The following is a 21,417-nucleotide window of genomic DNA, read 5'->3' as shown; positions in this document are numbered from 1 at the left end:
TTCATCGGTAATGACTCCAACTTACTGATAGTGTTTTATGTTCAGATAATGCCCGATGACCTTGTCATGCAGCTCCACCGATTTTGAGAACGACAGTGACTTCCGTCCCAGCCTTGCCAGATGTTGTCTCAGATTCAGGTTATGCCGCTCAATTCGCTGAGTGTAACGCTTGCTGATTACGTGCAGCTTTCCCTTCAGGCGGGATTCATACAGCGGCCAGCCATCCGTCATCCATACCACGACCTCAAAGGCCGACAGCAGGCTCAGAAGACGCTCCAGTGTGGCCAGAGTGCGTTCACCGAAGACGTGCGCCACAACCGTCCTCCGTATCCTGTCATACGCGTAAAACAGCCAGCGCTGACGTGATTTAGCACCGACGTAGCCCCACTGTTCGTCCATTTCAGCGCAGACAATCACATCACTGCCCGGCTGTATGCGCGAGGTTACCGACTGCGGCCTGAGTTTTTTAAGTGACGTAAAATCGTGTTGAGGCCAACGCCCATAATGCGGGCGGTTGCCCGGCATCCAACACCATTCATGGCCATATCAATGATTTTCTGGTGCGTACCGGGTTGAGAAGCGGTGTAAGTGAACTGCAGTTGCCATGTTTTACGGCAGTGAGAGCAGAGATAGCGCTGATGTCCGGCAGTGCTTTTGCCGTTACGCACCACCCCGTCAGTAGCTGAACAGGAGGGACAGCTGATAGAAACAGAAGCCACGGGAGCACCTCAAAAACACCATCATACACTAAATCAGTAAGTTGGCAGCATCACCCAATCGGGCTAGCCTGCTGATCGTTGAAATAATCACGCTAAGTACAGGCATACATTAATGGCAGTTATTCCGAAAAACTACTCGCGGCTGGAGAGCGGCTACCGTGAGAAAGCACTTAAAATTTATCCATGGGTGTGCGGGCGCTGTGCGCGCGAGTTCGTTTACTCAAACCTGCGCGAGCTGACGGTACACCATATCGATCACGATCATACCAATAACCCGGAAGATGGCAGCAACTGGGAGCTGCTTTGCCTCTACTGCCACGATCATGAACACTCAAAATATACCGAAGCCGATCAGTATGGTACGCGAGTGGTGGCAGGAGAGGATGCACAGGATGAGGTTGGTACCGCGACATATAACCCGTTTGCCGATCTGAAATCGCTTATCAGCAAGAAGAAGTAGCAGCGCTGCCACATACATTTACAGCTAAGTAAAGCGAGACGGCGGGTAAGCTGTGTTATAGTGCGTTTGCGTACTTTTCTAAGTCGCGAATTTCACTGGCGCTTGTGCCTGCCCGATACGCCCAGCCGGGTGTCGGGATCTTTTTAGTCCGGTTACGCGCACAAAAAAACCCGCACAAGGCGGGTTTTTTTATCAGCAGCATTTAACTGCTCAGACTACTGTCTTCATCGCTATCGTAAGCGCTGCCGATTGTCAGCGCAGATTACAGTGCGGTAACGTTACCAGCAGCCGGACCTTTAGCACCATTCTCGATGGTGAAAGAGACCTTCTGGCCTTCGTCCAGGGTTTTAAAGCTGTCACTCTGGATTGCAGAGAAGTGTACGAACACGTCTTTGCTGCCATCTTCAGGAGTGATAAAGCCGAAACCTTTATCTGCGTTGAACCATTTTACTAAACCAGTCATTTTGTTAGACATAGATACTTCCTTAATTGATGAGCCATAAACTATGGCGATGGTGGCCTGTATCAGAGCGTTACTTATTGGGCACTTAGGAGGAGGCTCATGAAGAAGGGGTATCTGTGGATAACACTTGAACTGAGGACTGCTTTACTAAAACTGCTTCATAAGGTCTGTATTCCAAACCGATGACGCTATTAAGCCACACCTGTTCCGGTTTAGCAACACTTATATTACATCCTCTTTAATGCCTCCTTCAGATAAGCCCTGTGCAACGTTTTGCATCCCGTTGATCATCTGTGAGGCGTAAAACCACACAGTGAAAGGATATTTTCCCGTGCCTTAAGTGGAATTGTGACAAAGATCACAAAATCATCCTTCAGAAACGTTGATGTAAAATTTACTGAAATTACCCTATTGAATGATAATAATTATCATTTATAATCGCATTCAAATTTTAAGGCTGACTAATGCTGTTTTGCACATGTATGCCGTTCAATGGCGTACGTTGATGATTTTTATAACTTATTGTTTTTTGGTTTTTTGCAGAAGCAACAGAGCCTATGACACCTGTTGTCTTATTTGTCAGCAGGATTTGAAGAGTTTCAGTAACAGGAAAGGATTATGTTTACACGTTCATCTGCGCAATCATTACCAATCGTAACCTCTGAGCCACAGTCAGGCGAGCCGGAGAGCTGGCTTTTTAACGAACGTCAACTTGACGCCTGGGCCGGACAGACGCAGGAGGTGCTTAAGCTGCTGACCCAGACGGTGCAGGGCGTAGAAAAGCCGTTTAGCGGTATTCTGCCGCACGAGCTGGCAGACGAGTTCCGCAGTGTGGATCTTAATTCTCCGCTGGGCAATAACGAAGCTGCACTGGCCGAGCTGTCTCAGCTCTATCTGCGCGATGCGGTCTGGTTTCACCATCCTAAATATGTTGCGCATCTGAATTGCCCGGTCGTCCTGCCGTCGTTGATGGCAGAGCAGGTGATGGCCGCCGTCAACAGTTCTGTCGATACCTGGGACCAGAGCGCCGGCGGTACGCTGATTGAGCAAAAAGTTATCGACTGGACGCTGGAGCGTATCGGCCTGCCCGCCGCCGCGGATGGTATTTTCACCAGTGGTGGCACGCAGTCAAACCTGATGGCGATGCTGCTGGCTCGCGACAGCTGGTGCGAGGCGCATTATCCGGGGCATCTGATCAAATATCGCGGTCTGCCTGAAACCGCCGGTAAGTGGCGCGTATTCACGTCTAAATTGAGTCATTTCAGTATCCAGAAATCGATGGCGATCCTCGGCCTGGGCTACGATGCCGTTGTGCCGGTTGACCATGATGCCGATTACCGTATGGATGCGGGTATGCTGGAGCACGAAATCCAGCGCTGCCGCGAAGAGGGGCTGATCCCGATTGCGGTGGTAGCAACCAGCGGCACCACCGATTTTGGCAGCATCGATCCGCTGGAAAAGATCGCCGCGCTGTGTCAGCGCAATGGATTATGGATGCACGTTGATGCCGCCTATGGCTGTGGTCTGCTGGTTTCAGAACAGCACCGCCAGCGTCTGCGCGGTATTGAACAGGCAGACTCAGTCACCGTTGATTACCACAAATCGTTCTTCCAGACGGTAAGCTGCGGGGCGTTCTTTGTCCGTAACAAAGACCATCTGAAACATGTTACGCACCATGCTGACTACCTCAATCCACTGAGCGCGCAGCAGGAAGGGACGCCAAACCTGGTCAACAAAAGTATTCAGACCACGCGTCGCTTTGATGCACTGAAGATGTGGCTGACGCTGCGCGTCATGGGCCCGGCCGCGCTGGGTGAAGCGTTTGACTCGCTGATTGACCTTGCACAGCGTGCGCATCAGCTGCTGCGCGCGCATCCGGCAATCGAGGTGCTGCACGCACCAGAACTCACCACGCAAATCTTCCGCTTTGTGCCGCGCCAGTCGCTCAGCGGCCCGCAGCTAGACGATATCAACGCTGCGATCCGTAAAGCGCTGTTCCGTTCCGGCAATGCAATTGTGGCAGGCACGAAAGTCGACGGCCGGCAGTATCTGAAATTCACCCTGTTAAATCCTGCCACCACCGCGGCAGATCTGGAAGAGGTGATTAACCTGGTTGCGCATTACGGGCGCGAACAGCTGCGCACGACCGCGCTCCACGCGGCAAATCAGTGAGAACTCTGTTATGAATAACACCGTTTACGATTTTATAGGCATCGGTATCGGCCCGTTCAACCTTGGACTGGCCTGTCTCAGCGAACCGGTAGAGGGACTCAACGGCGTATTTCTCGATCAGAATGCGGGTTTTGACTGGCACACCGGCATGATGCTGGAAAGCGCACACCTGCAGACGCCGTTTATGGCCGACCTGGTGACGCTGGCTGACCCCACCAGCCCTTACAGCCTGCTGAATTACATGAAAGAGAAAGGAAAACTCTACTCATTCTACATCCGGGAAGATTTTTTCCTGATGCGTAAAGAGTATAACCAGTATTGCCAGTGGGCCTGCGAGCGCCTCAGTAACCTGCGCTGGAACCGTCACGTTGAGTACGTAAGTTATGATGCGGAGCGGGCGGTTTATCGCGTTCAGGCGGTGAATAATCAGAGCGGCGCGACCGAAGAGTGGCTGACGCGTCATCTGATCCTCGGCACCGGTCCGGTGGCCTGGCTCCCGGAGTGCAGTCAGCCGCATCGTCAGCGTATTACGCACTCCAGCGACTATCTGAAAAACAAAGCAGAGCTGCAGCAGAAGCGGTCTGTCACCGTGCTGGGCAGCGGTCAGAGCGCGGCTGAAATTTACTATGACCTGCTCAGCGATATCGACCGGTTTGATTATCAGCTGAACTGGATCACCCGTGCGCCGCGCTTCTATCCGCTGGAGTACACCAAGCTGACGCTGGAGATGACCTCACCGGAGTGGGTGGACTATTTTCATGCGCTGCCGCCGGCGAAGCGCGACCGGCTGAATGCAGACCACAAGAATCTCTATAAAGGTATCAACAGCAGCCTGATCAACGATATTTATGATCTGATGTACGTCAAACAGCTCGACGGCCCGCTCGACGTCAATCTCTTCACACACTCAGCGCTGACCGATCTGCGCTGGCTGCCGGCAGGGGAGTTTGAACTCTCGCTCTGGCAGCAGGAGCAGGAGTGCGCCTTTACCCGTCGTACCGAAGGGCTGGTGATGGCAACCGGCTATCACTACCGTCCGCCGATGTTTATCGAAGGCATCAGTCAGCGGCTGCGCTGGGACGAGCAGGGGCGCTACGATGTGCAGCGTAATTACAGCATCGATCATCACAATCAAATCTTTGTGCAAAACGCAGAGCTGCATACGCACGGTTTTGTGACGCCGGATCTCGGCATGGCCTGCTATCGCAACTCCGTTATTTTACGCGAAATTACCGGACGCGAAGTTTATCCGGTAGAGCGGCAGATCGCGTTTCAGACTTTCCCGGCACAGACGGAGCGCTGACATGAGCACAGAGATGATTTACCGCGTTCAGCGACCGGCAGGCACCTTTAGCCTGCGCCCGATGCAGGCCGCCGATGCCGCACTGATCCACAGCTGGGTAACGCGCGACTACGCCCGCTTCTGGGGCATGCAGAACGACACCCTGGAGCAGGTCGCCGCTTTTTATCACGGGCTGACCGCAAATAATCCCCACGCCGCCCTGATTGGCTGCTGTGAAGGGCAGCCGGTGTTTCTGATGGAGTGCTACCGCGCCACCGAGGATGAAATCGGACGGTTCTATCCGGCCGCGCCCGATGATTACGGGATGCATATTCTGATTGCGCCCGCCAGCACACCCATTCCGCAGTTCAGCTGGCAGGTCTTTACCGTTGCCATGGGATACCTGTTCAGTCTGCCGCAGGTCGGACGCGTGGTGGTGGAGCCTGACGTACGCAATGAGAAAATTCACCGGCTGAATAAACGGGCCGGCTTTCGCTATCAGCACACGCTCGATCTCGGGCATAAAACCGCCTGGCTGGCGTTTTGCCAGCGGGAAGATTATCAACAGGCTCTGGAGCAGGATATTTTGACCATGAACACACCCTCTGCGCTGCTGACAGGATCCCACCTTACGGGCGATAACTGGGCACAGGCAAACCGGATGCTGATCCGCAAAGCGATAAGCGAGTTTGCCCACGAAAAGCTGGTTACGCCCGTTGAAAACGGCGCAGGCTGCTATACGCTGGCCGTACCGGGCGGCGAAGCACATTATCAGTTCCGCGCAGAACGTCTGGCGCTGGACCACTGGAATATTGACGCCGCGTCACTGCTGAAGCAGGAAAATGGCCGGCCGCTGACGCTGGATGCGCTGCAGTTTATCGTGGAGTTTAATCAGCAAATCGGCATTCCGCAGGCGCTGCTGGCAACCTATATGGAAGAGATCAGCAGCACGCTCAGCAGCAGCGTCTATAAGCTGCAGAAGCAGAATCCGGATGCGCAGGCTCTGGTGCACGCTGATTTCCAGACCATTGAGGCGGCAATGACCGAGGGGCACCCCTGTTTTGTCGCCAATAATGGCCGCATTGGTTTTGACGCCCGCGATTATCTCGCTTTTGCGCCAGAGGCCGCCGCACCGGTCCAGCTTATCTGGGTTGCGGTACATCAGCGCAACGCCCATTTTTCCAGTCTGAGTACGCTGAGTTATGAGCAGCTGATGCGTGATGAGCTGGGCGCGGAGACTCTGGCGCGGTTTACAGAGCAGCTGAGCGCGCGCGGGCTGAATGCGGATGAGTATATCCTGATGCCGGTGCATCCGTGGCAGTGGCAAAACAAACTGCTGACGGTATTCGCGGCCGATATTGCTCAGCAGGATATCGTCTGGCTCGGCGAGGGCGACGATCGCTATCAGGCGCAGCAATCGATCCGCACCTTCTTTAACCGCAGTCAGCCCGCGAAGCGCTACGTCAAAACCGCGCTGTCGGTGCTTAACATGGGCTTTATGCGCGGTCTCTCACCCTATTATATGGCGACCACGCCCGCGATTAACGAGTGGCTGGAACAGCTGGTCAGCAGGGATGCGTGGCTGCAGCGCTGTGATTTCCGTATTTTGCGGGAGGTTGCGGCGGTGGGCTATCACAACCGTTACTACGAGCAGGCTATCAGCGGCGATTCCGCCTATAAAAAGATGTTTGCTGCGCTGTGGCGGGATAATCCGGCAGCCCGCCTGCAGCCGGGTCAGCGCCTGATGACGATGGCCGCACTCCTGCATGTTGATCACCACCAGCAGGCGCTGTTACCAGCGCTGATCGCTGACTCAGGCCTGCCGGCAAAAGAGTGGGTGGCGCGCTATCTGAACTGCTATCTCAGCCCGCTGCTGCACTGCTTCTACCAGCACGATTTAGTGTTTATGCCCCACGGCGAAAACCTGATCGTGCTGCTGGAGAACAATGTGCCGGTCAGCGCCTACATGAAAGATATTGGTGAAGAGATTGCCGTCATGGATCCGGACGCGCAACTGCCGGAAAAAGTGAGCCGACTGGCAGTGGATGTGCCGGACGATCTCAAGTTACTGTCGATTTTTACCGACGTATTCGACTGCATTTTCCGCTTTATCAGCGCCATTCTGCACGACGCCGGTACGCTGTCGCAGGCTCAGTTCTGGCAGGCGGTAGCGCAGTGCGTGAAAGAGTATCAGCAGGCGCATCCGCAGCTGGCAGCTAAATTTGCACGCTTTGATATGTTTACCCCGGCGTTTACCCGCTCCTGCCTTAACCGGCTGCAGCTGGCGAATAATCAGCAGATGATTAACCTCACCGACCCGGCGGAAAATCTCAAGTTTGCCGGTACGCTGGATAACCCGATTGCCCGCTGGCGCTGATAAGGCGTTCGCTGGCTGACATCTGTGACGCGGTTGCTCCGGCAACCGCGTTTTTTATCATTCTGCAACGGGTAAGGATCGGTAATGGCCCTGTATGAACCGGTGTCGCAGCTCACGCGCCGCCGCATAATTTTTCCGCTCTCGCTGGTACTGTTTGAATTCGCCACCTATATCGCGCATGACATGATCCAGCCCGGCATGCTGCTGGTCACTGAGGAGTTTGGTGCCGGACCTGAGTGGGTTTCCGCTTCGCTAACCGCCTATCTGATCGGCGGTATGATGCTGCAGTGGCTGCTGGGGCCGCTTTCCGATCGCATCGGGCGGCGTCCGGTGCTGCTTAGCGGCGTCGCTTTTTTTATGCTGACCTGCATTGCCACTCACTGGGTGCAGAGCATTGAGCAGTTCGTACTGCTGCGCTTTCTGCAGGGAGTCAGCCTGTGCTTTATCGGCTCTGTAGGCTACGCCGCTATTCAGGAGGCGTTCAGTGAAGCGCTGAGCGTGAAGATCATGGCGCTGATGGCAAACGTCGCGCTGCTGGCTCCGCTGGCCGGGCCGCTGGCCGGGGCCGCTTTTCTGACTATAAGCGACTGGCGCACCCTGTTCTGGCTCTTCGGCGGCGTGACGGCGCTGGCCCTGCTGGGCCTGTGGTGCACTATGCCGGAAACCGCAGGGGATCGTACGCGCTCGATCTCACCCGGCGCGCTGGGCAGGGGTTACTGGCAGCTGCTGCGCGATCGCCAGGTTATGCGCGGCTCGCTGGCAATCGGCCTGGTGACCATTCCCTGCCTCGCCTGGGTAGCGCTGTCGCCGGTTATTCTGATGCACGATGCCGGCCTGAGCCGTATGGAGTATGCGCTGCTGCAGCTGCCGGTGTTTCTGGCGATGATCGCCGGTAACCTGACGCTGGGGCGCCTCAGCAGCCGGCTGCCGATCCAGCGACCGCTGCAGCTGGGAGCCTGGCCGGTGGTAGCCGGTCTTGCGCTGGCGGCAGTCGCGACCATAGCCGATCGGCACAGCTATCTGTGGCTGACCGCCGGCCTCAGCCTTTACGGTTTTGGCACCGGACTGGTTAATGCCGGACTCTATCGTATGACGCTTTTTTCCAGCCAGGCGGGCAAGGGCAGCGTGGCAGCGATGGTGGGTATGGTAACAATTCTGATTTTTGCACTCGGCATTGAAGCGGCAAAATACGCCTATTTCAGCTTTTACAGTACCGGCTTTAGCCTGATTAATCTGACCTGCGGATTGCTCTGGCTGGGGCTGATCCGCGCATTTCTGCGTGAAAACCGGCGGCGGCAGCCCGCGCTGCAGCAGGCCTGACGCATTTATCTAAAGCGAGCTGCGGCTCGCTTTTCAGCCATTCCCCCACTTTTTAACCGGTTTCCGGCAGAAAATTTAACTGCAGACACATCTTGAAATGCCACTATCAAAAAGATAATAATTCTCATTAATATTAGCATTACCATTGCCTCTGGCATCCATCGGCTCTCCGGCTGCACCGGAGAGAACTGCGTGTTTTTAAGGGAATTAACCATGCGAGTGCCTTTTACTCTGAAGCGTTCTGTTCTGTTCTGCTCCGTCGCATTATCTGCATCACCGCTGCTGTATGCAGCTGAGACTCTGGTTGTCACCGCGCAGCCGGCTGAAACGGCTACGACTCCCACCACCGGCTATACGGCGAAAACCAGCCAGGGCGCGACTAAAACCGATCGCCCGCTGATCACTACCGGTCAGGCCGTTTCAGTGGTGACGCGTCAGCAGATGGAAGATCAGGGCGCGATGAGCGTAAATCAGGCGCTGAATTATACCGCAGGCGCCTTTACAAACTTCGCCGGTGCGGCGTCGCGTTACGATACGGTATCACTGCGCGGTTTCCACGGTGGCGATGTCGACAATGTCTTCCTGGATGGCCTGCGACTCATGAGCGATCCCGGCAGCTATAACGTGCTGCAGGTTGATCCCTGGTTCCTGGAGCGTATCGATGTGATTAAAGGTCCTTCATCTGCGCTTTATGGTCAGACGGTGCCGGGCGGGCTGGTGATGGAGACGTCAAAACGTCCGCAGTTCCGGCAGGAAGGGCATTTCCGTCTCTCGGCGGGTAACAACAACACCACTTCAGCCGCCTTTGACTACACCGATGCGCTGAACGATCAGCTGGCGTTCCGCCTGACCGGTATTACCCGCAACAGCGACACCCAGTACGAACACACGCGGGAAGAGAAATATGCGATTTCACCCTCGCTGCTCTGGCAGCCGTCAGAAGATACCTCGTTGCTGCTGCGCGCCTATCTGCAGAAAGATCCCTCAGGCGGCTACCACAGCGCGGTACCGGGTGAGGGCAGCATCACCGAACATAACGGCTATAAGCTGAGCAATGGCTTCTACGACGGCCAGAGCTCACTCGACCAGTTCAAACGCCGCGAGCAGATCTACAGCGCCGAATTTGCGCACCGCTTTAATGACACCTGGGCGTTCCGCTCTAATGCCAGCTACTCTCACTCAAACGTCGATCTCGACCAGGTGTATCAAATCGGCTGGACAGGGAACAGTTCAGATCTGCTGAACCGCTACTACTCCGGCTCGCGCTCATCGCTGAAAGCGTACGCGATCGATAATCAGCTGGAAGCAGATTTCGCCACCGGCGCAGTAGACCATAAAGTGGTGCTGGGCGCGGAATACCATCAGTATAAAAACGACCTGCATGACGCAAGCGGCAACGCCAGTCAGCTGAATGCGCGGACCGGGGCCTCCGTGGGTGCCAACGACGTGTATACCTTCGAACGCTCGCAGCGCTACTACTATCAGACCGGCGTCTACCTGCAGGATGAGATGGTCTGGGATAAGTGGCATCTTGACCTGTCGGGCCGCTATGACCGCATTGTGTCGCAGACTGAGAACTACGATCAGGCGACCAAAAACCGGCGTCAGGATGACCACGTGGGCGGTCGTGCCGCGCTGCTTTATGCGTTTGACAACGGTGTCTCACCTTATGTGAGTTATAGCCAGGCTATTACGCCGCAGTCGCTCTCGGGCCAGAACGGCAACCTGCTGAAACCCACTACCGCAGAGCAGTATGAAGCGGGCGTGAAATATCAGCCGCCGGGGACCTCCGATCTCTACACCGCAGCGGTGTACGATCTTACGCAGAAAGATGTCGGCAACCGTATTGTGCAGGGTTCTTATTTTGTGCCTGCCGGTAAAGTGCATTCACAGGGGCTGGAGCTGGAGGCGCATACCCAGCTGACGCCGCGTCTCAGCACCATCGCTAACTACACCCTCAGTCACGTACGGTATAAAGATTCGGTGGATGGCAACGATGGCCACACGCCATATGTCACCCCCAACTCTATGGCTTCGCTCTGGAGTAAATATCAGTTTGACTATGGTCTGAGCGTGGGTGCCGGCGTGCGTTACATCGGCAAACAGTGGGCTGATAATGAAAATACCCGGCGCCTGCCTTCCGCCACTCTGTTTGACGCGTCGGTCCGCGCCGATCTCGGTGCCTGGAACAGCCAGCTGAAAGGGGCTTATGTACAGGTTAATGCCAATAACCTCACCGACCGGGAATATGTCGCCGCCTGCTACGGCACGGGCTACTGCTACTGGGGCGCTGAGCGCTCAATTGTTGCGACCGTGGGTTACGATTTCTGATCGGATAATAGGTGGCCGGCGTACAGCCTGACGCCGGCAAACATACAGCCCGTAAGCTGGTTTATCCGCTTACGGGCTTTTTTCTGGTCGGCGCAGGTTAAAAGCTTTCCCAGCTGGCGTCCGCTGTGGACACAGGCCGGGGTTTAGCCGGCGACGGCGTCAGCACGGGCTTCGGAGCAACCCGGGCGGCATTTTCCTGTTCCGCGGAAAGACGGAAGATGGCCACGGTTTTCTCCAGTTCAATCGCCTGCGACTCCAGCGAGCTTGCTGCGGCAGAAGACTCCTCAACGAGAGCCGCATTCTGCTGGGTGGTGGTATCCATCTCCGACATCGCCTGCGCAATCTGCGAGATGCCCCGGTTCTGTTCATCAGAGGCGGCGGCAATCTCACCCATAATGTCGCGCACCTGCGTCACCGACTGCACAATATCATTCATTGTCGTACCGGCACGATCCACCAGCGCTGAGCCGTCGCTGACGCGATCCAGTGATTCGCGGATCAGCGTCTCAATCTCTTTTGCCGCCACAGAGCTGCGCTGCGCCAGGTTTCTGACTTCGCCCGCTACCACGGCAAAACCGCGTCCCTGTTCTCCGGCCCGCGCCGCTTCAACCGCTGCGTTCAGCGCCAGGATATTGGTCTGGAACGAGATACTGTTGATGACATTGATGATTTCACCAATTTTACCGGAGCTCTGACTGATACCGCTCATGGTAGCGATCACGTCGCGAACAATCTCGCCGCCGCGGCCAGCATTGCCGGAGGCGTCGGCCGCCAGCTGGCTGGCGTGATGCGCATTCTCAGCGTTCTGCTTCACCGTAGAGGTCAGCTGTTCCATACTCGCGGCGGTCTGCACCACGGCAGCACTCTGCTGCTCGGTGCGGGAAGAGAGATCGGTATTGCCGGCGGCAATCTCTGCGGAGGCGCGCGCCACGCTGCTGACGCCGCTGCGCACGTTAGCGATAATCGTCTGCAGGCTATGGTTCATGCTGTCAACCGCCTGCATCAGCTCTCCCAGCTCATCGCCACGGGTGGTTTTCAGCGACGTGGTCAGATCGCCTGCGGCAATGCGCTGCGCCGCGCTGAGCGTTTCACGCAGCGGGTGCGTAATGCTGCGCGTAATGCGCCAGGCAATCAGCAGGCTCAGCACCACGCAGATCGCGGCGGCGATAGCGATGCGCCACTCAGCGCCTTTGATAAACGAGGCAGAAAGCTGCGACTGATAGCTGAACATATCTGCCACGCCCGCATTCAGCCGCTCCGCCGCGCCCGTCAGGATGATGGATTCACTTTTCTCGCTGTTAAAAGCGTTCAGGTAGGGCGCCAGGGCGGGGCGCTGCTGATTGACCGTGGCCAGCACGGCCTGCGTTGCGGTAGTGATATCCCCCTGATTAAAACTGTCGAGCAGTTCGGTGAGGGTGGTGATGGTGATAAATTTATCCGCGATGGCGTCTCTGCTGGTTTCGCCGGGATTTTTCAGGAAGTTCTCTTCAATATTAGCGGTATCGTAGAGGGTCGCCGTAAGCTGCATAACCGGCGGCGCGGTCTCTGGCGTCAGGCCGCGATTCAGCGACTCCAGCTGATGTGCCAGCTTAATCAGCGCGGCAGGCGTAATTGCACTGAAGGCCGTGGTGGTTTCTTTAGCGGCGGCAATAAATTTTTCGCGCTGATCCTGATAGCTGTGCATCAGTTCACCCAGCTGGTTCACTTTCTGCAGCCCCTCTGCGTTCCAGCTAAAGCTTTCCAGACGCTGATAAAGCGCGGTAAATTCTTTCAGCGCCTCAACGTTCCGCACGGCAAACTGCTCATCTTTCGTGTACTGATACAGAGTGCGATTCAGCCGTGCTTTACTGAGCGTATTCACCATCTCAACCGTCACGGTGCGCCGGGCTGAGTTATCTTTAATGCTGCGAAAACAATCAAATGCGATAACAGTGATTGCCAGTGAGGCGGCTATCACAATAATAAAACCGGCTCCCAGTTTCTTTCCGATTTTAATATTTGAGAGGGAGTGAGCAAGGCCCATAAAATTCACCTTTAGTGAGATAATGAAATGCAGGTCAGAGGGAGGCGGAACGCGTGCTCTGCCGTCAATTTACTATCGTCACGGCTCACAGAAGCTTGATATCTATTTTTAACGTTCGTCTTTTTATAAATAAATAAATGATGATCCAGAACAATATGGCGTCGGGGAAAACAGGATCGCGCTAAATAAGCGGATCCCCGCCACCGGATACGGCAGCGCCTGGTATCAGGCGGCGCTGCCTGAAAAGCGTCGGGTCAGAACGGCCCCCAGTTGATAGCGACCCCTGTCAGCAGCATCACCACACAGATCACAAACCAGATTGCGATGACCGGGGCAACAAAGCGCAGCCACTGACCGAATGAAACGCCTGCCGTGGCGAGCACCGCCATCAGCACGCCGGACGTCGGGCTCATACAGTTGACGATCCCTTCACCCAGCAGTACCGACTGCACCATCACCTGGCGCGTCAGGCCAAGGTTATCGCCCAGCGGTGAGAAAATAGGGATCAGAAGCGCCGATTCTCCCGAGCCGGATGAGATACCAAAGTGGATCAGCGCGGCGCTGATAAACATGCCGATCGTTGCCAGCCAGGCGGGCACCGGCTCCAGCAGATCGGAAAGAAATCCGACGATCGGGTCGAGGACATTGCCCTGCTGCAGCACCAGTGAAATGGCAGCGGCCATCCCCACGATAAACGCCCCTTTGACCAGCGTGGCGCAGCCTGCCAGGAAGGTGTTGGCAATGTCCGATCCTGAGAGACGGCCCATCAGTCCGACGATAATAGTCAGCAGAATAAACATCGCTGACATCTCACGGGTGCCCCAGTGATAGCGCACCGTACCGGCAATAAAGAGCAGCAGCGCCAGCGCCGTGGTCGCCAGAATCAGCTTATGTCGTCCGGTTACCGGAGCAATACTCTCCGCAGCGGCAGACATAGCGGGCCGGCACTCACCGTTTTTACGCGCACGGCGCACGGCGTGGATCAGATAAAGCGCGGCGCTGACCACAAACAGCAGGCAGGTCAGGGCGCGCAGCAGCATGCCGGAGAACAGCGGCAGCTGCGCCAGATGCTGCGTCAGCCCGGTGGTGGCCGGATTCAGGATCGCGACGTTATATCCGGCGGCGCAGGTCAGATAGACCAGCGAGGCCCCAAGCATAGGGGAGAGTCCGAGTGAGCGCCCCACCAGCAGTCCGATCGGCACAAAGGCGACCACCGCATTGACGACCACGCCGGTGGTGCCGAGCAGCGAGAAAATCACGGCGAAAATAATGATGATGCGCGTATCACTCAGCGTGCTGCTGCGCGACAGCGCCTGCAGAGCCGTCGCTATCGCCCCGGTTTTCTCGATTACCGCCAGTACGCCTCCGGTAAACAGGATCAGAAAGATAATGGGGGCCTGTTTAACCATGCCCGCAGCGATCGCCATAAAGATCTCCAGCGGCAGCACACCGCTCTGCGGCACCGCATGCAGACTCTCTTTGACGGCAAACTTAATGCCGTCGCGCGTCTCATAATCGTAGACGCCCGCCGGTATAATCCAGGTCGCCACGGCGGCCAGCGCCAGAATAATAAACAGCAGCAGGTAGGGGCTGAGGCCCTCCCGCTGGCGCACAGCCCTGTCCGGTTTTTCCAGCGATATCTGTGTCATGGCGTCTCTCCGCTCAGCAGGCCAGCCAGCAGCGCCGTACGCTGCACCACCTCCGCAACAATAATATGCTCATGCCGCGCGTGAATACCGGCACCGGTGGCGCCCAGCCCATCCAGCGTGGGCAGCCCGAGTGCGGCGGTAAAGTTGCCGTCGCTGCCGCCGCCCACGGAGGCGCCTTCCAGCGTCAGGCCCAGCTGACGACCGATGTGCGCCGCGCGGGCAAACAGTGCGCGTGATGCCGCGCTCTGGCGCATGGGCGGGCGCCCCTGTTCACCGCTGATATGCAGGGTCACGCGCGGGTCATGCGGCTGGAGCTGCATAATTGCCGCGTGCAGGCGGGCCGCCTCCTCTTCAGAGGTGACGCGCGTATCCACTTCCAGACGCGCGCGATCCGCCACCACGTTCGCCCGGCTGCCGCCGCTGGCAACGCCGACGTTGACCGTAGTGCCACGTTCGGGCGCGTTGAGCGCGTGCAGCGCCAGAATCTGCTGCGCCATCTCCAGCACCGCGCTGGCACCTTCTTCCGGATTGTTGCCGGCGTGCGCCGCCAGGCCGGTCAGCGTAAGGTCATAGCGGCCGGTGCCTTTGCGGGCGACCTTCAGCGCGCCGCTGCCCGCTACCGCTGGCTCGACAACAAATACCTGGGCGGAGCCCCGGGCGTGGGTTTCAATCCACTGCTGCGAACCGGGGCTGCCCAGCTCCTCATCACTGTTGCAGAGAAACACCACATTTTGCCAGCCTGGCAGATCAAGCTGCTGCAGTGCGCGTACTGCCCAGATCGCCTGCACCAGGCCCGCTTTCATATCGAGAATGCCGGGGCCGTACAGGCGTCCCTCTTCTTCACGCAGCGTAAGCTCGCCTTTATTCCAGACGGTATCGAAATGGCCAATAATGGTGCTCTGCGGCGTTTGTCCGCCCAGCGAAAATTTCAGGTTATTACCATAGTGCTGCTGCGGTGTTATTTCCGCACGCACGTTAAGACGCTGCTGAAATAGCTGCTGCAGCACTTCACCGCAGGCGTCAACGGCAGATTTGTCATCAGAGGGAGATTCAGCCGCCACCAGCGTTTTTATGTCCGCCAGAATATCTGCGGCATGCTGTTCCAGATAAAGAGTAATCGCTTTCATTTTATAGTTTTCCTGTCTGTCGGGTTTGCACAGGCAGTATGCGCAGAAAAAACACGGTAGAAAAATAAGCTGCGCTGGCTATTATTGTTGCTCTCAGATCAACAGATAAGCGGAAAGTATGACATTATCCAGCTATCCCGAAAAATCGATAAGCTACCTGTATGAGGTCGGAATGCACGGCGGGATCCGCCGCGCTGCAGATGCGCTGGGCGTCAATGCTTCCGCCATCAGCCGCCAGCTGGCGCAGCTGGAGCGCGCGCTGCAGCTGCCGCTGCTGGAACGACGCGGCAGAAATGTGGTCCTGACCGATGCGGGTAAACTGCTGGCAGAGGATTATGCGCTGACCAGTCAGCGCCGCCGTCAGCTGGAGCGGCAGCTGCAGGATATGCGCCATATGCGCGGCGGCAGCGTTACGCTGCGCGTGGGCCAGGGGATGGCAGACGAAGTGATCCGTCACGTTATTGCCGAGTTCTCTCAGGCTTACCCGGCGGTTTTTGTGAATATTCAGTCGGGAGATATGCAGACCACGCTGACGCTGCTGGCAAAAGGTGAGGTGGATATGGCGGTGAGTTTTGGCCCCTCCGGCCCGCCCGGACTTCGCTGTAACAGCTTCAGGCGCGGTCCGATCTGTGCGGTCGTGCCCCCCTCACATCCGCTGGCCGCGCTGGATAAAGTTACGCTGTCACAGCTGGCTGAGCACCGGCTCATCGGCATGGATGAGCAGTTTGGTCTCCAGCGCTATCTGAATGCCATGTTCAGGAGTGAAGGACTCATCTTTACGCCCGCCTGTAGCTGTAACCTGTTTACCAGCGCCGTTTCTCTGGCGCTGGCCGGGCAGGGCGTGGCGTTTATGACGCCGCAGACGCTGAGAAGCATTCACGATTGCGATCGGCTGGTCGCGATACCGCTCGATCACCGCATTGCGCGCGAGAGTCAGTGTCAACTGCTGCACAGCGCCGATCACCGCATGACGCCCGCTGCGCACTATCTCTGGCGACTGCTCAACAGCTATTTTGCGCGCTCCGCTAACGGATTACCGGCATAAAAAAAGCCGGACAGTGTCCGGCTCGGGATTCAGGGCTGGTCGCGATTAGAGCGCCATATCCTGTTTAGCAGATTCTTCGCGCGGCTTAGCCTGCATCGGCGCGGCCTGCTGTTCGCTCATATTGATGACAGGTGGTTTGGTCAGCTGGAGTACAGACGCGGTGTTATCCCACACCTGCTGCGTCAGCGCGGTATTGCCATTCAGTTTCTGGCCAAAGCTCGGCACGATAGTACGGATTTTTTCCTGCCACTCCGGTGAAGCAAACTGCTGCGGGAACAGCGATTTCATTACGTTCAGAGTGATAGGCGCAGCGGTTGAAGCACCCGGTGACGCGCCCAGCAGGGCCGCAACGGTTTTCTGCTGATCGGTGACAATTTCTGTACCGAGTTTCAGCACGCCGCCTTTGTCCGCATCTTTCTTGATGATCTGTACGCGCTGACCCGCCTGGATCAGTTTCCAGTCCTCTTTACGCGCGTTCGGATAGTACTCTTTCAGCGCGGCAAAGCGGTCGTCATCGTTCAGCATTACCTGACCAATCAGATATTTCACCAGGTCAAAGTTATCGATACCCACGTGGGTCATCGGCATAACGTTGCTGGTGGTGGTCGCGCTCAGCAGATCGAACAGCGAACCATTTTTCAGGTATTTGGTTGAGAAGGTGGCGAACGGCCCGAACAGCACCACTTTTTTACCGTCGAGGTTACGCGCATCGATATGCGGAACCGACATTGGCGGTGCACCTACGGAAGCCTGACCATACACTTTCTGCAGGTGACGGCTGGTGATCTCCGGGTTTTCGGTCATCAGGAATGAGCCGCCTACCGGGAAACCGCCGTAATTATCCGCTTCCGGAATGCCGGTTTTCTGCAGCAGCTTGATGGCCGCGCCGCCGGCACCGATAAAGACATACTTCGCATCAACGCTGCGATCTTTACCGCTCTTCACATCTTTAATGGTAACGTGCCAGGAGTTATCACCGTTACGTTTGAAATCGGTGACTTCAGACGACGTTTCCAGCGTGAAGTTCTGATCTTTTTTCAGGCTGCCGATCAGCTGACGGGTAATTTCACCGTAGTTGACGTCAGTACCGACCGGTGTCCAGGTCGCAGCAACTTTCTGTGCCGGATCGCGGCCTTCCATCACCAGCGGTGCCCACTGCTCAATCTGCTTGTGGTCGGTTGAGAACTTCATGCCCTGGAACAGGGTGGTTTTCTGCAGCGCGGCGTAACGTTTAGTCAGATACTCAACGTTCTTATCACCCCAGACAAAGCTCATGTGCGGCGTAGAGTTGATGAACGAACGCGGATCGTGCAGCACACCGCGCTCAACCTGGCTGGTCAGGAACTGGCGGGTGATCATGAATGATTCGTTGATCTCCAGCGCTTTGCTAACGTCGATTGAACCGTCTGCACGCTCTGGCGTGTAGTTCAGCTCCATGTTAGCAGAGTGACCGGTACCGGCATTGTTCCAGCCATTGGACGACTCCATCGCCACGCCGTCGAGACGCTCAACCATCAGCTGTTTCCAGCCCGGTTGCAGCTCCTGCAGCCAGGTGCCCAGAGAGGCACTCATGATCCCGCCGCCAATCAGCAGCACGTCGGTTTTTTCTGGTGCGTTCTCAGCGTGAACCGCTGAAGAAACAAGCAGTGCGGTCAGCGAAAGCGCGGACACAATTTTTTTGGTCTGATTCATGCCAGTCCTGTTCTTTATTCAATGCAGATGAACGTTAAAAATTCGGATGGCAAATTAAAATATTGTTACGGAAAGATTAACCTGTTTTTAGTTATTTAACTATTTACGCGGATTAATTAAGTTACATAATTATATTCAGGTTAAATAAGCAGCAAATAAGGCGGGAGAGGCGATGTCAATATCAGCAGGATAACCGCTTCTGTTGCGCGGTTATTCTTTATAACCACAGCCTGAACTTAAAGCAAATAAAAGTGCGGTTAATTGCGCCCGCCGGTTATTCAGCAGGCGCAGAGCGTTAGCCGTTTAGCGCAATCTCATCACCGGTGTGATAGAGCGTCGCTTTCGCCGCCAGCACCGGGTGCCCGTCATGCGCCGGCTCATGCGACTCCACATCACTGATATGATATCCCGCCGCCCCGGCGGCCAGCGTCTTTTTAACCACCGCATCGGTCAGATCTTCCATTGAGGTTGCCCAGCTCACGCTGGTTACGCTGGTGGGGCGCAGCGAAGCGATCTGCTGTGGCGTCAGATCGGCACGCACCAGCACCGGCTGAATATCCTGCGGGGTAAAAATAGAGATAACATCATTGATTAACGCTTTCATAGGCCTGCTCCTGAGAGAATTGCACGGTATGGGTTCGTTATGCATTTTTCTGCCCGGCTTAAAAAGCGCGGGCGACAGAGTGACTAAACACTCTGCCGCGCCGTCTGGTTTAGCTTTAATTGCTAATAAGTTGTTAAGAAAAATTCTGCCACAACTTTGTCACTCTTACAGCAACCTGGTTGCATCTGCTTACAGGTTTATGCTGTGTTTTGGTGCACTTACCCGATCAAAACTCGCGCTGACCACCCAGTTCAATGACGCGGTTGGGCGGGATATGAAACTGTTCATGAGCGCGCAGCGCATTGCGCTGGCAAAAGTGAAAAATGCCGCCGCGCAGGCGCGCCAGACCACGACGCTGTTTCATCACCAGCGTGTCGTGGGAAGTAAAGAAAGATGCTTCATTGACCGAGCAGCCAAAGCCCTCCAGCCCGCACAGGTGCAGGATCTCAGCCATCGACGGCGTTTCACGCCAGCCATAGGCGGCAGTGACCTGCCAGAAGGAGGCGGAAAGCGGCGTCAGCGTTATACGCTGCTGGTTATGCACGCGCGGCGTGTCGACGGTGCGGATATGCAGCAGCACGACGCGACGGTGCAGCACGCGGTTATGTTTAAGGTTGTGCAGCAGCGCCTGCGGGATCTCAAACTCTTTACGCGCCAGAAACACGGCGGTGCCCTCCACGCGGCTGGGCGGGCTTTTTTCCAGCGAGCTGACCAGCGCCAGCAGGCTGGCCTGACTGCTGTCGAGACGCCGGATCAGCCGGTTGCGCTCGCTGCTCCAGATAAGCATCAGCGCCATCATGGTCAGCGCCAGCAGCACCGGGATCCAGCCGCCTGACAGCAGCTTCATCAGGTTTGCGATAAACAGCGGCACGTCGATGCACAGCATCATCAGCAGGAACAGCCCCGCCAGCGGCAGCGGCCAGCGCCAGTTGCGTTGCGCCACCACGCCTGCCAGCCCGGCGGTGATCACCATCGTTCCGGTTACGACAATGCCGTAAGCAGAGGAGAGCGCCGACGACTCACGGAAGGTTATTACTACCAGCATCACTGCGGTAAACAGCAGCCAGTTCACTACCGGAATATAGATCTGACCTGACTCGGTATGCGACGTGAAGATAACGCGCATCGGCGGCAGAAAATCCTGCCGTATCGCCTGATGCGTCAGCGTATAGACACCCGAGATAACTGCCTGCGCGGCGATAACCGTTGCCAGCGTAGAGAGCACGATCAGCGGGATCTGCCCCCACGCCGGCGCCAGCAGGTAAAAGGGATTACTGATCGCGGCGCTGTTCGCCATCACCAGTGCGCCCTGACCAAAATAGTTAAGCACCAGCGCCGGCATAGCGACAACCAGCCAGGCGAGGCGGATAGGGGTTTTACCCAGATGCCCCATGTCAGCATAGAGCGCCTCGGCACCGGTGACGGCCAGCACCACCATGCCGAGCGCCGCCAGCGACAGCGCAGAGTGGCTCAGCAAAAAGTCGAGCGCATAGTGCGGACTCAGCGCCTGAAGCACCTGCGGGTTAAGCAAAATGCCGCGTACGCCGAGCAGCGCAATGGCGGCAAACCAGACAAACATTACCGGCCCGAATATGCGGCTGACCTTTTCAGTGCCCTGGCGCTGAATGACAAACAGCAGCGTCAGAATAACCAGCGCCAGCGGGACCACAATCCGCTCCAGCGCCGGTGAAACCACTTCAATGCCTTCAATGGCGGAGAGCACCGAAATCGCCGGGGTGATCACCCCGTCACCATAAAAGAACGCGCCGCCGATGAGACCGGCCAGCATCACAGCGTGCCCCACTTTGCTGCTGACGCCGCGTCGCGCCAGCGCCATCAGCGTCAGGATGCCTCCCTCTCCGTCATCATCCGCGCGCATGACGAAACAGACATACTTCAGGGTAACAATCAGCGTCAGCGCCCAGAAGATGAGCGATAAAAAGCCCATGACGGCAGCCGGTGTGACGCTGCCGTCGGGCAGAATCGACAGGCACTCTTTCAGGGTATAAAGCGGGCTGGTCCCGATATCACCAAAGACGATACCGGCAGCAGCCAGCATGCCGGCAGGCAGCGAGGCTTTGTGCGGGTGTTTCATGAATTTCCTGCTCAGGTTAACAGAGAGGCGCGGTCTCTTCAGCGCCGGAGTTATAGCG

General features: G+C 56.5%; 15 protein-coding genes. 7 read left to right on the top strand and 8 right to left on the bottom strand.

Translation table 11 applies throughout. The annotated features are described in order from the left end of the window. Positions 1 to 21 precede the first annotated feature (21 nt). A protein-coding gene (locus LAC65_RS17240) for an IS1 family transposase (protein ID WP_223429336.1) occupies positions 22 to 719 on the bottom strand; the annotation gives its coding sequence in 2 pieces (ribosomal slippage) (positions 22 to 470 and positions 470 to 719; 699 coding nt in all). Between the two features lie 112 nt (positions 720 to 831). Here LAC65_RS17240 and yajD point away from each other — a divergent pair. Continuing rightward, positions 832 to 1,179 (top strand): HNH nuclease YajD, encoded by a 348-nt coding sequence (yajD, locus tag LAC65_RS17235; protein ID WP_040113518.1) that lies wholly within the window; start codon positions 832 to 834, stop codon positions 1,177 to 1,179. A 262-nt stretch (positions 1,180 to 1,441) separates the two neighbouring features. Here the strand turns inward: yajD and cspE are convergent, their stop codons facing one another. Next, entirely contained in the window at positions 1,442 to 1,654 is a 213-nt protein-coding gene (cspE, locus tag LAC65_RS17230; protein ID WP_040113517.1) for a transcription antiterminator/RNA stability regulator CspE, read from the bottom strand. Between the two features lie 606 nt (positions 1,655 to 2,260). Between cspE and LAC65_RS17225 the strand changes: the two genes are divergently transcribed. From LAC65_RS17225 to LAC65_RS17205, 5 genes are all read left to right on the top strand, one after another. Continuing rightward, positions 2,261 to 3,814, top strand: a complete 1,554-nt coding sequence (locus LAC65_RS17225; RefSeq protein WP_040113516.1) for a pyridoxal phosphate-dependent decarboxylase family protein — start codon at positions 2,261 to 2,263, stop codon at positions 3,812 to 3,814. A 10-nt stretch (positions 3,815 to 3,824) separates the two neighbouring features. Continuing rightward, a complete protein-coding gene (locus LAC65_RS17220) occupies positions 3,825 to 5,117 on the top strand; it encodes a lysine N(6)-hydroxylase/L-ornithine N(5)-oxygenase family protein (protein ID WP_040113515.1) in 1,293 nt (430 codons plus the stop codon). A gap of 1 nt (position 5,118) precedes the next feature. After that, the gene (locus tag LAC65_RS17215; protein WP_040113514.1) at positions 5,119 to 7,473 is read left to right on the top strand and encodes a GNAT family N-acetyltransferase; all 2,355 of its coding nucleotides are present in this window, start codon (positions 5,119 to 5,121) and stop codon (positions 7,471 to 7,473) included. Between the two features lie 84 nt (positions 7,474 to 7,557). Next, positions 7,558 to 8,793: an MFS transporter gene (locus LAC65_RS17210; protein WP_040113513.1), complete on the top strand. Its 1,236-nt coding sequence runs from the start codon at positions 7,558 to 7,560 to the stop codon at positions 8,791 to 8,793. Positions 8,794 to 9,006: 213 nt separating this feature from the next. Continuing rightward, positions 9,007 to 11,124, top strand: a complete 2,118-nt coding sequence (locus LAC65_RS17205; RefSeq protein WP_040113511.1) for a TonB-dependent siderophore receptor — start codon at positions 9,007 to 9,009, stop codon at positions 11,122 to 11,124. Positions 11,125 to 11,221: 97 nt separating this feature from the next. Here LAC65_RS17205 and LAC65_RS17200 read toward each other — a convergent pair whose 3' ends face one another. The 3 genes from LAC65_RS17200 to LAC65_RS17190 form a co-directional block, all read right to left on the bottom strand. After that, positions 11,222 to 13,147 (bottom strand): methyl-accepting chemotaxis protein, encoded by a 1,926-nt coding sequence (locus LAC65_RS17200; protein WP_040113510.1) that lies wholly within the window; start codon positions 13,145 to 13,147, stop codon positions 11,222 to 11,224. 254 nt (positions 13,148 to 13,401) lie between these two features. After that, entirely contained in the window at positions 13,402 to 14,796 is a 1,395-nt protein-coding gene (locus tag LAC65_RS17195) for a YfcC family protein (protein ID WP_040113509.1), read from the bottom strand. Next, complete coding sequence (locus LAC65_RS17190; protein ID WP_040113508.1) at positions 14,793 to 15,923, bottom strand: M20 family metallopeptidase; 1,131 nt, start codon at positions 15,921 to 15,923, stop codon at positions 14,793 to 14,795. Before LAC65_RS17190 ends, LAC65_RS17195 begins: the two co-directional genes overlap by 4 nt. Positions 15,924 to 16,041: 118 nt before the next feature. Between LAC65_RS17190 and LAC65_RS17185 the strand changes: the two genes are divergently transcribed. Next, positions 16,042 to 16,968 carry a LysR family transcriptional regulator gene (locus LAC65_RS17185; RefSeq protein ID WP_040113507.1) on the top strand — a complete coding sequence of 309 codons (927 nt, stop codon included), beginning with the start codon at positions 16,042 to 16,044 and terminating at the stop codon, positions 16,966 to 16,968. 45 nt (positions 16,969 to 17,013) lie between these two features. Here the strand turns inward: LAC65_RS17185 and mqo are convergent, their stop codons facing one another. From mqo to kup, 3 genes are all read right to left on the bottom strand, one after another. Next, a complete protein-coding gene (mqo, locus tag LAC65_RS17180) occupies positions 17,014 to 18,660 on the bottom strand; it encodes a malate dehydrogenase (quinone) (protein ID WP_040113506.1) in 1,647 nt (548 codons plus the stop codon). Positions 18,661 to 18,955: 295 nt separating this feature from the next. Beyond that, complete coding sequence (locus LAC65_RS17175; RefSeq protein WP_040113505.1) at positions 18,956 to 19,264, bottom strand: YdgH/BhsA/McbA family protein; 309 nt, start codon at positions 19,262 to 19,264, stop codon at positions 18,956 to 18,958. 226 nt (positions 19,265 to 19,490) lie between these two features. After that, entirely contained in the window at positions 19,491 to 21,359 is a 1,869-nt protein-coding gene (gene kup / locus LAC65_RS17170) for a low affinity potassium transporter Kup (protein WP_040113504.1), read from the bottom strand. Positions 21,360 to 21,417: the final 58 nt, after the last annotated feature.

This window comes from Pantoea eucrina, from assembly GCF_020079945.1.
Taxonomy (GTDB): Bacteria; Pseudomonadota; Gammaproteobacteria; order Enterobacterales; family Enterobacteriaceae; genus Pantoea; species Pantoea eucrina.
Note: the sequence above shows the minus strand (reverse complement) of the source record. Positions and strands in the feature narration are given on the sequence as shown.